The organism is Sinimarinibacterium thermocellulolyticum, from assembly GCF_040327995.1.
In the GTDB taxonomy this organism is placed as follows: Bacteria; Pseudomonadota; Gammaproteobacteria; order Nevskiales; family Nevskiaceae; genus Solimonas; species Solimonas thermocellulolyticum.
In genome coordinates this window covers 228,247-242,683 of the sequence record NZ_JBEPIJ010000004.1, presented here as the reverse complement: position 1 = coordinate 242,683, position 14,437 = coordinate 228,247, and the positions used below count along the sequence as shown (strand labels likewise).

Genomic DNA, 14,437 nt, shown 5'->3' with positions numbered 1-14,437 from the left:
TGCACGACTACAACCACGAGATCCCGCACGAGTCACTACGCGATCTCACGCCCGTCGAATACCGACTTCACCACCACCCCGAGACCTCTAGTAATCCGTGGCACTAAACTGGGGGAGGCGACACTATTCCGAGATCGTCGTGCAGTTCAGGGGTGTGCCGCATTCGATCTTCGGTGAGGCGCACAGCGTGCTACAGGCCAACACGCTGGTGATCCGCCTACAGCCCGAGGAGTACGTGCGCCTCTACGTCATGGCCAAGCAGCCGGGGCTCGACCGCGGTGGCATCCGTCTGCAGGAGGTGCCGCTGGACGTGTCGCTGAGCAGCACGTTCGCCGGGCGCCGGCGCATCGCCTACGAGCGCCTCTTGCTCGACCTGATCGAAGGCGATCCGACGCTGTTCGTGCGTCGCGACGAGGTCGAGGCGCAGTGGCAGTGGATCGACGGCATCCGCGCCGCCTGCGCCGCCGCCAGCCTGCAACCGCGACGCTATACCGCCGGCACCTGGGGGCCGGCCGCATCGATCGCGCTGACCGAGCGCGATGGGGTGAGCTGGCATGAGTGAGGCGGTCTGGACACTGCACGCCGACGCGGCGCAGATGGCGCAGGCGGTGGCCGACGAGGTCGCGGCGCTGCTGCGCGAACGCCTGCAAGCGAGCGGGCAGGCGTTGCTCGCGCTGCCCGGCGGGCGCACGCCGGTCGCAGCCTTCGAGCGTCTGGCGCGCGCTCCGCTGGACTGGTCGCGCGTCACGCTGATTCCCACCGACGAGCGACTGGTGCCCGAGACGCATGCGCTGAGCAACGTCGTACTGCTGCGGCGGCACTTCGATCGCACCGGCGCGCGCATCGTGCCGCTGCTCGATGCCGAGCCCGATCCGCATCATGCCGCCGGCGAGCGCGCCGATCGCGTGCTGCAGACGCTGCCGTGGCCGCCGGATCTGGTCTGGCTCGGCGTTGGCAGTGACGGGCACACGGCGTCGATCTTCCCCGGTCCCGATCTGCACGCGGCGCTCGATGCCCCGGCGCAGCGCCGCGCGATCGGTGTGCTGCCCGATCCGCTGCCGGCCGAGGCGCCGGTTGCCCGCGTCACGCTCACGCGGGCCGCCATTGCATCGGCGAGGCGCCTGCTGCTCACGCTCACCGGTGAGGCCAAGCGCGCGGTCGTTACGCGCGCGCTGCGCGGCGATCCCCCCGACAGTCCGATCGGCCGCGTGCTGGCGTCGGCGCGCATGCCGGTCGCGATCCACTGGAGCCCGACATGAGCCTCGATGCCACCGTGGCGGCGGTCACCGACCGCATCGTCGAGCGCTCGCGCCCGACGCGGCAGGCGTATCTGGAGCTGATCGAGCGCGAGCGCAGCAGCGGGGTGCAGCGCCCCCGGCTGTCCTGCGGCAATTTCGCGCACGGCTTTGCGGCGGCGGGCGAGGACAAGCTCGCAATCCGTGCACTGCGTGCGCCGAACATCGGCATCGTCACCGCGTACAACGACATGCTGTCCGCGCATCAGCCGTATGGCGCTTATCCGGACGAGATCAAGCGCTACGCCCGCGAGGTCGGCGCGACCGCGCAGGTCGCCGGCGGCGTGCCGGCGATGTGCGACGGCATCACCCAGGGTCAGCCGGGCATGGAGCTGTCGCTGTTCAGCCGCGACACGATTGCGCTGTCGACGGCCGTGGCGCTGTCGCATGGCATGTTCGAAGCGGTGGCGCTGCTCGGCATCTGCGACAAGATCGTGCCGGGCCTGCTGATCGGCGCGCTGCGCTTTGGCCATCTGCCGGCGATTCTCGTGCCGGGCGGGCCGATGCCCTCGGGCCTGCCGAACCAGGAAAAGCAGCGCATTCGCCCGTTGTTCGCGGAAGGTCGCGCCGGCCGCGACGAACTGCTGCAGGCCGAGGCGGCGTCGTATCACACGTCCGGCACCTGTACTTTCTACGGCACTGCGAACAGCAACCAGATGATGATGGAGGTCATGGGCCTGCACGTGCCCGGCGCCGCCTTCGTCAATCCGGGCACACCGCTGCGCCGGGCGCTCACGCGCGCGGCCGTGCATCGGCTTGCGCAGATCGGCTGGCACGGCGACGACTATCGACCGCTCGGCCGCTGCGTGGACGAGAAGGCCATCGTCAACGCCGCCGTGGGCCTGCTCGCGACCGGAGGGTCGACCAACCACGCGATCCATCTGCCGGCAATCGCGCGCGCCGCCGGCATTCGCATCGACTGGGAGGACTTCGATCGTCTGTCGTCGGTCGTGCCGCTGCTCGCGCGCATCTACCCGAACGGTTCCGGCGACGTGAACCAGTTCCATGCCGCCGGCGGCATGGCCTGGGTGATTCGCGAGCTGCTCGAGGCCGGTCTGCTGCACCGCGACCTGCTCACCGTCGCCGGGCGCGATCTGGGTGACTACGCGCGCACGCCCACGCTCGGTGACGGGCAACTCGAATGGCACGCGCCGGCGGCACAAAGCGGCGACGACAGTCTGCTGCGTCCCGTGTCCTCGCCATTTCGTGCGGACGGGGGCATGCGGCTGGTGCAGGGCAATCTCGGCCGCGGCATCTTCAAGACCAGCGCCGTCGATCCGGCACGCTGGACCATCGAAGCCCCGGCACGCGTGTTCGCGGACCAGGACGCGGTCATCGCCGCATTCAAGGCCGGCGAGCTGGATCGCGATGTCGTCGTCGTCGTGCGTTTCCAGGGCCCGCGCGCGAACGGCATGCCCGAGCTGCACAAACTCACGCCAACGCTCGGCGTGCTGCAGGACCGCGGCCATCGCGTCGCCCTGGTGACCGACGGCCGCATGTCCGGCGCTTCCGGCAAGGTGCCGGCGGCGATTCACCTCAGCCCCGAAGCCGCTGGCGGTGGCCCGCTGGCGAAGCTGCGCGATGGCGACCTCGTGCGCCTGTGTGCGCACAAGGGCCGCGTCGATGCGCTGGTCGATGCGTCGACGTGGCAAGCGCGGACGGCGGACGCCGCACCGGCAGAGGCGCCTGGCACCGGCCGCGAGCTGTTCGCGCTGATGCGCCGCTCGGTCGACGGTGCCGAGGCAGGCGCCTCGGCGATGCTCGCCGTCGCGGGGCTCTGAGCCCGGAGTCATGCAGATCGTCGCAGTCGACATCGGCGGCACGCACGCGCGCTTCGCGCTGGCGGAGCTGATGCCGGGCAGGGTGGTGGCCCTCGGCGAGCCGGTCATCCTCAAGACCGCCGAGCACGCGAGTCTGCGCGCGGCCTGGGACTGCTTCGCGGCTCGCCTCGATCGGCCGGCGCCGCGATGTGCCGCGATCGCCGTCGCCGGTCCGATCGACGGTGAAGTCCTCAAGCTCACCAACAATCCCTGGGTGATCCGGCCGGCGCAGCTGGCATCGAGCCTGGGGCTCGAGCGATACAGCCTGATCAACGACTTCGGCGCCGTCAGTCATGCCGTAGTGCAGCTCGAGGACGAACATCTACGTCATCTCTGCGGCCCGGATCTGCCGCTGCCGACCCAAGGGGTGATCAGCGTCGTCGGGCCGGGCACGGGACTGGGTGTGGCGCAGATCCTGCGCCGCGATGGCCGCGACTTCATCATCGAGAGCGAGGGCGGCCACATCGGCTTTGCGCCCGTCGATCCGATCGACGATGCGATCCTCGCGCATCTGCGCCGGCGCTACCCGCGAGTGTCGTCCGAGCGCGTGATCTCCGGGCCGGGATTCGCGCAGCTGTATGAAGTGCTGGCCGTGCTCGAACGGGTTGCCGTGATGCCGACGGCGGACGAAAGAGCCTTATGGAAGGCCGCGATCGAGGGCAGCGAGGATCTCGCCGCTCGGACCCTGGAGCGGTTCTGCCTGAGTCTGGGCTCGTTTGCCGGCGACATCGCCTTGGCGCATGGTGCATCGGCGGTCGTCATCGGTGGGGGTCTGGGCCTGCGGCTCGCCGATGTCTTGCCGCGCTCCGGTTTCGGCACGCGCTTCACTGCAAAAGGACGGTTCGAACGGCGCATGGCCCAGATTCCCGTCAAGCTCATCGTGCACCCGGAGCCGGGTCTGTATGGCGCCGCCGCCGCTTACGTGAAGGAGCACCTGTCGTGACCAGTATGGACGCGCTGATGCGCAGCTCGCCGGTGATTCCGGTGCTCACGGTCCACGATGCGCTCATCGCGCGACCGCTCGCCGAGGCGCTGGTCGCCGGCGGCTTGCGGACGCTGGAAGTGACCTTGCGCACGCCGGCCGCTTTGGATGCGATCCGGCAAATGTCGCGCGTCGACGGCGCGATCGTCGGCGCCGGCACCGTGCTGAACGGCCGCGACCTCGATGCCTGCGTGCGCTCCGGCGCACGCTTCGTCGTCAGTCCCGGCTTGACCGAGACGCTGGCGCGTCAGGCGCTGGCGCGCGGCATCCCGTTTCTGCCGGGCGTGGCCACGGCCAGTGACATCATCCGCGGCCTGGAACTGGGCTTTGATCGCTTCAAGTTCTTTCCGGCCGAGGCGGCGGGCGGCGTCAACGCGCTCAAGGCGCTGGCCGCACCGTTCTCGCAGTGCCGTTTCTGTCCGACCGGCGGCATCACGCAGGCGTCTGCCGCGACATGGCTCGGGCTTGAAGCCGTGCTCTGTGTGGGGGGCAGTTGGCTCGTGCCAGAGCGTTTCGACGCCGACGAGGTGTTCGAGCGCGCGAAAGCGGCGGCCGCTTTGCGTGCGCAACATTGTGCATAATGTATATTATGTTAAGTCATGATGCCAATTCATTGACCGCCTTGCCCTGGGGGTGTATAACGCCCGCCTTTGCGCCAAGGCGCACACACATCTTGGTGTGAGTGGGTGGCTCAATGACGACGAAGAAGTCAGCGAAATCCAAGCCTGCAGCGACACGCCAGACGGGCAAGACCAAGTCCACGGGGAGCAGTCTGCTCGGCCGGCTCAAGGGCGCCCTGACCAAAGGCGTCGCCGCCAAGACCGCGCGCAAAGACGCGCCCAAGAAGCCGGCGACCAAGAAGACCGCGAAGCCCCGATCCGCGCCGAAGGCGAAACCCGAAGCGAAGTCGGCGGTCGAGAAGTCCCAGTCGCTGAAGACTCGGTCGGTGAAATCTGCAAACCGACCGACCCGTGGCGACGCGGCCGCCGCCGCGCCCCATAAAACTCCTGATAAAACTGCCACGAATGCCAGGTCCGCAAAATCTGGATCAGCAGATGCGCCCGTTTCCCGCGCCGCGCACATGACCGAGGACGACAACCGCAAAGTCCGTATCACCTCGTTCGATCCAAGCTTGACCGAAGACGACATCAAGCGGATGCCCGACGACGATTACATGAACGACGTGCAACTGGAGTTCTTTCGTCGTCGCCTGCTGCAGATGCGACAGGAAGTGCTCCAACGCGAGATGGACGTCAAAGAACGCCTGCACGAGCGCGAGGTGTTCGCCGACCCCGCCGATCGCGCAACCGCGGAAGAAGAACACTGGCTCGATCTGCGCCTGCGCGAGCGCGAGTCGCTGCTGTTGCGCAAGATCGACGATGCCTTGCGCCGCATCGAGGCCAAGGAGTACGGCTACTGCGAGAAGACCGGCGATCCGATCGGCATCCCGCGCCTGCTCGCCCGTCCGACGGCAACGGTCTGCGTCGATGTCAAAGGTCAGGATGAGCGCATCGAGGCGCAGTTTCGCGACCGTTGAACCTGCCCCGCAGTCAACGAAAAGCCCCGCCAAGCGGGGCTTTTTCGTGTCTGGCTGCGGCGGTGTGGTGCCCGCGGCCGGACTCGAACCGGCATGATCGTCAGATCGAGGAATTTTAAGTCCCTTGCGTCTACCGATTCCGCCACACGGGCGACGGATGCTCAGCGAGATGGAGGCTAGGGTCGGAATTGAACCGGCGTACGCGGATTTGCAGTCCGCTGCATAACCACTCTGCCACCTAGCCCCGAGACAAGACGCGCCGATTCTATCAGCACATTCGCTGCGCGTTCGGCAAGTCCGCTTGGTCTTGGACGACTTTGCAGAATAAAAAACCCCGTCGAGCCCGCCGGGGTTTCACGAGAACTTGGAGCGGGAAACGAGGCTCGAACTCGCGACCTCAACCTTGGCAAGGTTGCGCTCTACCAACTGAGCTATTCCCGCGTGAGGCGCGTATTTTAGAGGGCAGCCGCACGAAGTCAAGGATTCTCGTGCCCTCATTTGCGCCCGAGCATGATGGGCCAGGCCGCGCGCAGGTAGACGAACATGCTCCACAGCGTGAGTGCCGCGGCAATCAGTAACAGACCGTAACCAATGTCGTAGATGGGCATGCCGAATACTGGAACCTGCCAGATCATCATGCCGATGGCCGTCATCTGAAAACCCGTCTTCCATTTGCCGATCCAGCTCACTGCAACGCTGGTGCGCTGGCCGAGTGCGGCCATCCATTCGCGCAACGCGGAAATGGTGATCTCGCGACCGATGATGATCGCGACGATCACGGCGAGGATGCCGCCCGGGTCGTCGCGCAGCAGCATCACCAGGCACACGGCGACGAGCAGTTTGTCGGCCACCGGATCGAGGAACGCGCCGAACTTGCTTTCCTGGTTCCAGCGCCGCGCCAGGTAGCCATCGAGCCAGTCGGTGATCCCCGCCGCGGTGTACAGCACGGTGGCGAGCTGGCGCGCATAAGTCCAATCGAGGTAGAACAGCGCCAAAACGAGCGGAATTACGGCCACCCGCAGTAAGGTCAACAGCAACGGCAGGGTCAGGGTCACGGTCGGGTGGCCATCCGGGCGCGCACAGCATAGCAATTCTGCACGATGCGCCGCGCTTTAGTGAAAATGCGCATAAATGCGTTCGGCCAGCGTGCGCGAGACCCCATCGACCTGGGCAAGCTCCTCGACGCTGGCGCGCCTGAGTTGCGCGAGACCGCCGAAGTGGCGCAGCAGTGCACGCCGCCGCACGGGCCCCAGGCCGTCGATTTCGTCGAGCCCAGATTTGAGACGAGCCTTGTCGCGACGCCCTCGATGTCCGGTGAGGGCGAAACGGTGGGCTTCGTCGCGAATGCGCTGGATCAGGTGCAGCGCCGGCGAGTCCGGCGGCAGCCGCAGCGCGCCGTCGCGTTCCGGCAGGATCAGCTCCTCCAGCCCCGGTTTGCGGCTCGGACCCTTGGCGATCGCAACCACGCGCAGATCGGTGATGTCGAGTTCCTCCAGGGCTTCGAGCGCGGCGTTGAGTTGGCCGGTGCCGCCGTCGATGAACAGCACATCCGGGGTCTGCGCCGCGGGACCGTCCGCGCTGGCCATCGCAGCGCCCTGCCCGCGCATCCGCGCGAAGCGCCGACCGACCGCTTGCCGGATCGCCGCGTAGTCATCGCCCGGTTCGATGTCCTCAATGTTGAATTTGCGATAGCCGCTCTTGAGCGGCCCCTGCGGCCCGAAGACCACGCAGGACGCAACCGCCCGCTCGCCCTGCGTGTGCGAGATGTCGAAGCATTCCAGCCGCTGCGGTGCTCGTTCGAGATCGAGCACGCGCGCGAGTTCGAGCAGACGTTCGTCCATCGTCGCGGCTTCCAGCAGATGCGCCGACAGGGCCTGATCTGCCGTCTGCTGCGCCATTTCGAGCAAACGCTGCCGTGGGCCACGGCTCGGTCGGCTGATGCGTATCCGCCGCTGTGCGCGCTGGCTTAAGGCGTGCTCGATCAGCGCGGGGTCCGCGAGCGCATGACTCACCAAAAGTTCCGCCGGTGGCGGCTGCTGCAGGTAATGCTGGCTGATGAAGCTTTCCAGCAAGTCCTCCGCTTCTGCATGCAGCGGGTGTTGCGGAAAATGACTGCGGTGTCCCAGGTTCACGCCGTCGCGCACGCTGACCACGGTCACGCAACTGCTCGCCGGATGCAGCGCGACCGCGATCACGTCGAGATTCCGTGCGCCGCCGGTCATCGTCTGGCTCTGGCGGATACGCTTGAGCGCTGCGATCTGGTCACGCAAGCGGGCCGCCAGCTCGAACTCCAGCGCGTCGGCGGCGCGCTCCATCTGCTGTTGCAGCTCCAGCGCCAGCTCGTCGCCCTTGCCTTCGAGCAGGCGCATGGCATTGCGCACGTCGTGTGCGTAGTCATCGGCGCTGATCAGGCCGACACAAGGCGCCGAGCAGCGCTTGATCTGATACTGCAAGCAAGGCCGATCGCGGTGGGCGAAAAAACTGTCTCGACACGGCCGCAGGCGGAACAACTTTTGCAGCGACTGCAAGGTCTCGCGCACCGCGGATGCGCTCGGAAACGGGCCGAAATAGCGATCGTGCCCACTACGCGCTCCGCGGTAATACGAAATGCGCGGAAATTCGTGCGCGCTGAACCGCACGTAGGGGTAACTCTTGTCGTCGCGGTAGTAGACGTTGTACCGCGGCTTGAGCTCCTTGATGAGGTTGGCTTCGAGCAGCAAGGCCTCATCCTCGGTGTGCGTGAGCGTCACCTCGATGCGGCGGATCTGGGCAACCATGCTTTCGATGCGGGGATTGCCGCTCGCGCGCAGAAAGTAGCTGCCGACGCGCTTGCGCAGGTTGCGTGCCTTGCCCACGTACAGCAGCTCGTCGCCGGCGCCGTACATGCGGTAGACGCCGGGCAGGCTGCTCAGTTGCGACAGGAACGCCGTGTGGTCGAACGGCGTGTCGGTGGAGCCCATCGATACGGCCGGATGGGTCCGCTCAAGGTTCGTTGCGGGTTCCCGCGCGTTCGTCGAGCAGGCCGTAGCGCATGGCCATGCGGGTGAGCTCGACGTCATTGCCCACGCCCAGCTTCTCGAACAACCGGTAACGGTAAGTGCTCACCGTCTTTGGCGACAGATGCAGACGGTCCGAGATCTCCTGGGTCGAGTACCCCTTGGTGACCATCAACATCACTTGGGTTTCCCGCTGCGAGAGTTGATCGAACGGCGATGCGCCACTCGGGCCCTTGACCAGACTCGCGGCGAGGTTGCCGGCGACATCGGCGGCGACGTAATGCCCACCGCCGTGAACGCGCCGGATCGCGGTGACGACCTCGTCGGCCGCCGAGTCCTTGCTGATATAGCCGGCGGCACCCGCTGCGAGCATGCGACTCGGATACGGCTCCTCCAAGTGCATCGACACGACGATGACCTTGGCGGTCGGCACTCGCTGCAGCAGTCGTCGCGTCGCTTCCAGCCCACCGATGCCCGGCATGTTGATGTCCATCAACACGACATCGGGTGCGGCATCGCGAACCAGTTCCAAGGCTTCCTCGCCGCTGCTGGCTTCGGCGACGACGGTCATGTCGGCGACCTCGGTCAACACACGCTTGAGTCCGGCGCGGACCAGGCGGTGGTCGTCGACCAGCATGATGCGAATCATCGTGAATCTCCTTTGCACGGCGATCTTAGCAGCGATCGAACGCGACGCGGCGGCGGTGCACCCCCGCTGGAATGGCGACACCGACGTGCGTGTCATCGAATCGTCCCGAAAGCTTCACTGACCCCGCCTAGGCTCGCGCTACCCGTAGCCAGCCCCTTCATGCAAGCAGGAGTCTTCCGTGAGCACGCATCCTGACGAAATCCACAATCATTCGGCCAACACCCGCTTCGAGGACGTCCTGTCCGCGCGTCTGCAGCGGCGCGACGTTCTGCGTGGCGGCGTCACCCTGGCCAGCGCGACGACGCTCGGCAGTCTGGCGCTGGTCGGCTGTAGCGACGACGACGATGAAGCCGGCGCGCCGCGTTCGCTGGGCTTTGCGGCGGTGGCAAAGAATCGCAACGATGCCGTGACCCTGCCTGCCGGCTACAGCGCCACGGTGCTGTACGCCTTTGGCGATCCCATCGACGGGGGAACCCCCGACTTCCGCAACGATGGCACGGACACCGCCTCGGATCGCCGCGCCGGCGACCAGCACGACGGCATGGCCTATTTCGGCCTGTCCGACGCGGGCCAGTGGGCTCGCACTCGCTCCGACCGCGGCCTGCTGGCGATCAACCACGAGCAGGTGCTCGATGCCTACCTGCACGTGGCCGGACCGACCCAGGACGTCAACGGCAACCGTCCGCAGGCGGAAGTCGACAAGGAAATGAACGCTCACGGCGTCTCCATCATCGAAGTGCGACGCGAAGTCGGCAGCAATCGGATGTCCTATGTGCGGACCTCGCCATTCAACCGCCGTATCACGCCGTTCACCGAGATGGACATCACCGGACCGGCGCGCGGCAGCGCGCGGCTGTTCACACCGTTTTCGCCCAACGGCACGCGCACGCGCGGCACGCTCAACAACTGCGCGCATGGTCACACGCCTTGGGGGACTTACCTGACCTGCGAGGAGAACTGGTTCTCCTACTGGAAGCGCGGAGACGACGTCGCTCTGCGCAATGCCGCCGACAACGCCCAGTTGGCGCGCAACGGCTTGAGTCCGAACAGCGCCGGTTTCTCCTATCGCAAATGGGACACCGTCGACGCCGACGTCTACCGCCGCTTCAACATCACCGCCCAGCCCGGCGGCAGTGCGACCACCGATTACCGCAACGAGGCCAACACCTTCGGTTACATCGTCGAGATCGACCCGTTCGATCCGGATTCGCGCCCGCAGAAGCGTACGGCACTGGGCCGCATCGTCCACGAGGGCTGCTGGGCAGCGCCGGCCATCCCCGGCCGGCCGCTGGTGTTCTACATGGGCGACGATGCCCGCTTCGAGTACATCTACAAGTTCGTCTCGGCCGAGAACTGGGATCCGGCGGATGCCGAGCGCAGCGACCGCCTCGCCGTCGGCGCGAAGTACCTCGACCACGGCACGCTGTACGTCGCCAAGTTCAACGCCGACGGCAGCGGTGAATGGATCGCGCTGGTGCACAACCAGAACGGCCTGGACATCAACAATACGCTGTTCCCGTTCGCGAGCCAGGCCGACGTCTGCATCGCGACGCGCCTGGCGGCGGACGCGGTCGGCGCGACCAAGATGGACCGCCCGGAGTGGGCCGCGGTGAACCCGGTCAACGGTGAGGTCTACTTGACGCTGACCAACAACACGCGCCGCACCCAGCAGGGTCAGGCCGACGCCGCCAATCCGCGTCTTGGCAACGCCAACGGGCACATCATCCGCTGGCGCGAATCCGGCGGCGTGCAGGAGGCGATGCGCTTCGACTGGGACATCTTCCTGTTCGGTGCGGCTTCCGATGCCGATCCCGCGACCACGAACGTCTCGGGGCTGACCGATGCCAACGACTTTTCCAGCCCCGACGGGCTGTGGTTCGATGCCCGCGGCGTGCTGTGGATCCAGACCGACGACGGGGTCTTTCCGGGCAATGATCGCAGCAACAACCAGATGCTGGCGGCACTGCCGGGACGGGTCGGTGACGGCGTAGTCGTCACGACCACGAATGCACCGACCATCGCCGGGGCCAAAGCCACGGGCGACACGGTGCGTCGCTTCCTCGTCGGCCCGCGCGGCTGTGAGATCACCGGTGTGGACATGACGCCGGACTACCGAACCATGTTCGTCAACGTCCAGCACCCCGGCGAGGATGGCACCTTGGATCAGCTCGACAGTACTTGGCCCAACCCGAGCCGCAACGCGCTGCAGACCGGCGCAGCCGGCCAACGTCCGCGCTCGGCCACCATCGTCATCACGCGCGACGACGGCGGCCCGATCGGTGTGTGAAGCGCTTCTTGGGCAGCACCCTCCCCGTATCAAAGGGCCCGCGCACGCGGGCCTTTTTTCGTCCGTTGTGGCCGTGACCGCGGCTACTTGATCGGCCAGTAGATGTGCGTCTTCAACTCCGACTCCGGCGTCGTGCCGGGATCGCTGACGTACTGCTCCCAGCGATCGCCGTTGTCCTGTAAGCCGGCCACGATGCGCCACGTCATCAGCTGCCGGTATGTGGCGTCACTGTCCGCATAGGGGCCGGTATGCACGGCGCGCGCGACCCAGCCACCGTAGGTGGTGCCGGCGCGGATGCCCTCGCCTTCGGCCGCCGGCGGATCGGCGCGATCGACGATCATCGCCGCGTCGAAGCGCCAGGTGCCGGTTTCTTCGTCGTACTCGCGCGTGATCGCGATCGGCGGCGCCGCTTCCGAAAGCCCGTTCGCAGCCATGTGCGCCGACAGCCGCGCGTAGATGCCGCCGAGCACTTCGGCGGCATCGGCGGCGTTGGCCGAACCCGACTGGTAGACGATCGGCTGCGGCTCGACCTGCATTACCGTCACTTCGAGCGTGCTGAGGTCATCCTTGGGCAGTGATTCGAGCAGTGGTTTGAGCTTGGCCAGCCCCTGCTCGTACTGCGGTCCGAGCATGCGGTCGAGCATCAGACCGAAGTAGCGTGCCATCAGGTTGCCGTAGAAGCGACTCTCGTAGCCCCAGGTGACGCGCGTGCCCTCACCTTGCCGCGCGAGTGTGTAGCTCGCGTAGTTCTCGCTGTCGAAGCCCGCGAACGCGAGGCGCATGCGGATCCGCTCGAAGGGCTCGACCTCGACGATCTGCTGACTGCCGCTGCCCACGGCGGGATCCTCGCTGTTCCAGCTCTGCTTGGCGCCGACTCCGACCGGCGGGCCTTCGTCGGTATAGCGCGCATCGGGATCGAGCCCGGCCCACGGCGACCACTCGTTGAACCGTCGGAAGCCGTTGAGCGCGGTGTAGACGGTGGCCGGCGGTGCATCGACGACCACGGAGCGCTCCAGCCTAGCTTCGTCTGGCAGAAACAAGCCGACCCCGACCAGGCCGAGCACCAGAACGGCCACCGTGACCAGCAGCCACTTGAGTAGACGCATGTTTCTCCCCCTGTGCCCGCCGCGCATGGGGGCCGTGCCGATCTTAGCGCGTGCGCCGCGGAGTCGACTCGCCTAAAGTCGTGCAAAACGTCGTGCGTGCTGTGCACGAGTGCGAGCAAGGAGATCAAAAAATGACGCAATTTGGCCTGAGACCGGCGTTGGCCTCGCTGCTGCTGCTGCTCGGCGGCTGCGGCAGCAGCGACACCCCGGGGCCATCCACGATCCCGGAGAACGGCACGATGCTGGCCGACTGCGGGCCCGGTTCGCGGCCGGAAACCGGCCTGCAGGGACAGGTGCCGATTGCCGATCGCCAGAGTGGTCGCAATCTGCTCGGCTACTCGTGCAACCTCGAACTCGTCGGCCAGTATCAGGGTGTGGGTGCGAGCATCGTCAATCCGGCGTTCGACACCTGTGCCTACCTTGCGACCAGCGGTGTGCTGATCGACCCGCTGCAGTTGCTGCAACCGAATCCCGGCGTGCATGTCGTCGATGCGCGCGATCCGACGCGGCCGGTGCTGGCGACGACGCTCACCGCCCCTGCGATGGCGGCCGGCACCTGGGAATCGCTCAAGGTCAACGCAGCGCGCGAGCTGCTCGGCGGCGTCGCCGTCGGCCCTCTGGTGGGCGGTGCATTCTTCGATGTCTACGACATCTCCGACTGCGCCAAGCCGGTGCACCTGAATGGCATCGGCGGCACCAGCCTGTCGTTTCCGAGCAACGTGCTCGGTCACGAGGGCAACTGGGCGCCGGATGGCATGACTTACTGGGCGACGGGTCTCGTCGGCGGCTCGATCACCGCGATCGACACCCGCGATCCGGCTTCGCCGCGCATCATCTACACCGGGCTCAAGGGCATACCGGCGAATCACGGTGCCGAGTTCAGCGCCGACGGCAACACCATGTACCTCGCCACCTGTTTCCCCGGCGGCGTGACGATTCTCGACGTCAGCGAGGTGCAGGCCCGTAAGCCGGCGCCGCAGGTGCGACAAATCGGCTCATTGACGTGGAACGCGACGAGCTGCGCCCAGCATGCAATCCCCGTGAGCTGGAACGGCAGGCCGCACCTGATCGTCGCCGACGAGTTCAACTCCGAGGGCGTGCGCATCGTCGACATCGTCGATCCCGCTGAGCCCAAGGTCGTCAAGCAAATCCAGCTCCAGATCCAGTTCAGCGAGAACGCCGATCTGCGCCGCGTCGACGTCGCCGGCAATGGTGCCTTCGGCTACGAGGCGCACTACTGCAGTGTCGATCGCCATGCCGATCCGACGGCGCTGGCCTGCGGTTACTTCCAGTCGGGCATCCGTGTGTTCGACATCCGCGATCCGCTGCAGGTGCGCGAGATCGCCTACTACAACCCGCCGGCGCAGACCGGCAAGGGGCTGCAACTGCAACACTCGCTGCACGCCTGGGTCGGCGGTGTGCTGCCGACGATTTCCGATCTGAACAGCGCCGGATCGGACTCGTTCGCGGAAACGCTGATGCGCGATGTCGCGTCCGTGGTCGACTACGTCGCCGCGTTGCCGGGGCTGCTCGACGATCTGGGCAGCGGCCCCGTCTCCGGCAACCTGAGCGCCGACTGGTGCAGCTCGCCACCGCAGTTCGTCGACGGCCGGATCTGGGTGAGCTGCATGGACAACGGCTTCATGGTGCTGGCGTTCACCAACGGCGTCTACCCGATCCGCGAGCCGCTCCCGCGGGCCAGGTGAAGCGCTCTCGATGCCAGCGGCGCGCGGCTTCGAGTCAAAAAGAAACCCCCGATGGACTC

11 protein-coding genes, 3 tRNA genes and 1 pseudogene are annotated in these 14,437 nt (G+C 66.7%); 8 read left to right on the top strand and 7 right to left on the bottom strand.

Going from position 1 to position 14,437, the window contains the following annotated elements:
• Nucleotides 1-127: 127 nt before the first annotated feature.
• The 6 genes and pseudogenes from ABSH63_RS05690 to dksA form a co-directional block, all read left to right on the top strand.
• Nucleotides 128-562 (top strand): annotated as a pseudogene (locus tag ABSH63_RS05690) (glucose-6-phosphate dehydrogenase); the annotation flags it as partial.
• Entirely contained in the window at nt 555-1,259 is a 705-nt protein-coding gene (gene pgl, locus ABSH63_RS05685) for a 6-phosphogluconolactonase (protein ID WP_352888225.1), read from the top strand. The pseudogene ABSH63_RS05690 and the gene pgl, both read left to right, overlap by 8 nt.
• Nucleotides 1,256-3,076 carry a phosphogluconate dehydratase gene (edd, locus tag ABSH63_RS05680; RefSeq protein WP_352888224.1) on the top strand — a complete coding sequence of 607 codons (1,821 nt, stop codon included), beginning with the start codon at nt 1,256-1,258 and terminating at the stop codon, nt 3,074-3,076. Before pgl ends, edd begins: the two co-directional genes overlap by 4 nt.
• 10 nt (nt 3,077-3,086) lie before the next feature.
• Nucleotides 3,087-4,058: a glucokinase gene (gene glk, locus ABSH63_RS05675; protein ID WP_352888223.1), complete on the top strand. Its 972-nt coding sequence runs from the start codon at nt 3,087-3,089 to the stop codon at nt 4,056-4,058.
• On the top strand, nt 4,055-4,678 hold the full coding sequence (eda, locus tag ABSH63_RS05670) for a bifunctional 4-hydroxy-2-oxoglutarate aldolase/2-dehydro-3-deoxy-phosphogluconate aldolase (protein ID WP_352888222.1): 624 nt from the start codon (nt 4,055-4,057) through the stop codon (nt 4,676-4,678). Before glk ends, eda begins: the two co-directional genes overlap by 4 nt.
• 113 nt (nt 4,679-4,791) lie before the next feature.
• Entirely contained in the window at nt 4,792-5,634 is an 843-nt protein-coding gene (gene dksA / locus ABSH63_RS05665; protein WP_352888221.1) for an RNA polymerase-binding protein DksA, read from the top strand.
• 65 nt (nt 5,635-5,699) lie between these two features.
• Here dksA and ABSH63_RS05660 read toward each other — a convergent pair.
• The 6 genes from ABSH63_RS05660 to uvrY all read right to left on the bottom strand — a co-directional run bounded on the left by ABSH63_RS05660 (nt 5,700) and on the right by uvrY (nt 9,279).
• A tRNA-Leu gene (locus tag ABSH63_RS05660) sits at nt 5,700-5,786 on the bottom strand.
• An 18-nt stretch (nt 5,787-5,804) separates the two neighbouring features.
• Nucleotides 5,805-5,878, bottom strand: a tRNA-Cys gene (locus ABSH63_RS05655).
• Between the two features lie 121 nt (nt 5,879-5,999).
• Nucleotides 6,000-6,075: transfer RNA gene (locus ABSH63_RS05650), tRNA-Gly, on the bottom strand.
• 53 nt (nt 6,076-6,128) lie between these two features.
• Complete coding sequence (pgsA, locus tag ABSH63_RS05645; protein WP_352888220.1) at nt 6,129-6,689, bottom strand: CDP-diacylglycerol--glycerol-3-phosphate 3-phosphatidyltransferase; 561 nt, start codon at nt 6,687-6,689, stop codon at nt 6,129-6,131.
• A 57-nt stretch (nt 6,690-6,746) separates the two neighbouring features.
• Nucleotides 6,747-8,594, bottom strand: a complete 1,848-nt coding sequence (gene uvrC / locus ABSH63_RS05640) for an excinuclease ABC subunit UvrC (RefSeq protein ID WP_352888219.1) — start codon at nt 8,592-8,594, stop codon at nt 6,747-6,749.
• Nucleotides 8,595-8,616: 22 nt separating this feature from the next.
• Entirely contained in the window at nt 8,617-9,279 is a 663-nt protein-coding gene (uvrY, locus tag ABSH63_RS05635) for a UvrY/SirA/GacA family response regulator transcription factor (protein ID WP_352888217.1), read from the bottom strand.
• Nucleotides 9,280-9,457: 178 nt separating this feature from the next.
• Between uvrY and ABSH63_RS05630 the strand changes: the two genes are divergently transcribed.
• Nucleotides 9,458-11,566: a PhoX family protein gene (locus ABSH63_RS05630; RefSeq protein ID WP_352888216.1), complete on the top strand. Its 2,109-nt coding sequence runs from the start codon at nt 9,458-9,460 to the stop codon at nt 11,564-11,566.
• Nucleotides 11,567-11,649: 83 nt separating this feature from the next.
• Here ABSH63_RS05630 and ABSH63_RS05625 read toward each other — a convergent pair whose 3' ends face one another.
• Nucleotides 11,650-12,672 (bottom strand): SRPBCC family protein, encoded by a 1,023-nt coding sequence (locus ABSH63_RS05625; protein WP_352888215.1) that lies wholly within the window; start codon nt 12,670-12,672, stop codon nt 11,650-11,652.
• A gap of 131 nt (nt 12,673-12,803) precedes the next feature.
• Here ABSH63_RS05625 and ABSH63_RS05620 point away from each other — a divergent pair, with 131 nt between their 5' ends.
• On the top strand, nt 12,804-14,378 hold the full coding sequence (locus tag ABSH63_RS05620) for an LVIVD repeat-containing protein (protein WP_352888213.1): 1,575 nt from the start codon (nt 12,804-12,806) through the stop codon (nt 14,376-14,378).
• The last annotated feature ends 59 nt before the right edge of the window (nt 14,379-14,437 follow it).

Coding starts and splice junctions, on each gene's coding strand:
- glk (WP_352888223.1), top strand. CDS start 3,087: ATGCAGATCGTCGCAGTCGACATCGGCGGCACGCACGCGCGCTTCGCG.
- ABSH63_RS05625 (WP_352888215.1), bottom strand. CDS start 12,672: ATGCGTCTACTCAAGTGGCTGCTGGTCACGGTGGCCGTTCTGGTGCTC.
- edd (WP_352888224.1), top strand. CDS start 1,256: ATGAGCCTCGATGCCACCGTGGCGGCGGTCACCGACCGCATCGTCGAG.
- dksA (WP_352888221.1), top strand. CDS start 4,792: ATGACGACGAAGAAGTCAGCGAAATCCAAGCCTGCAGCGACACGCCAG.
- uvrC (WP_352888219.1), bottom strand. CDS start 8,594: ATGGGCTCCACCGACACGCCGTTCGACCACACGGCGTTCCTGTCGCAA.
- ABSH63_RS05620 (WP_352888213.1), top strand. CDS start 12,804: ATGACGCAATTTGGCCTGAGACCGGCGTTGGCCTCGCTGCTGCTGCTG.
- uvrY (WP_352888217.1), bottom strand. CDS start 9,279: ATGATTCGCATCATGCTGGTCGACGACCACCGCCTGGTCCGCGCCGGA.
- pgl (WP_352888225.1), top strand. CDS start 555: ATGAGTGAGGCGGTCTGGACACTGCACGCCGACGCGGCGCAGATGGCG.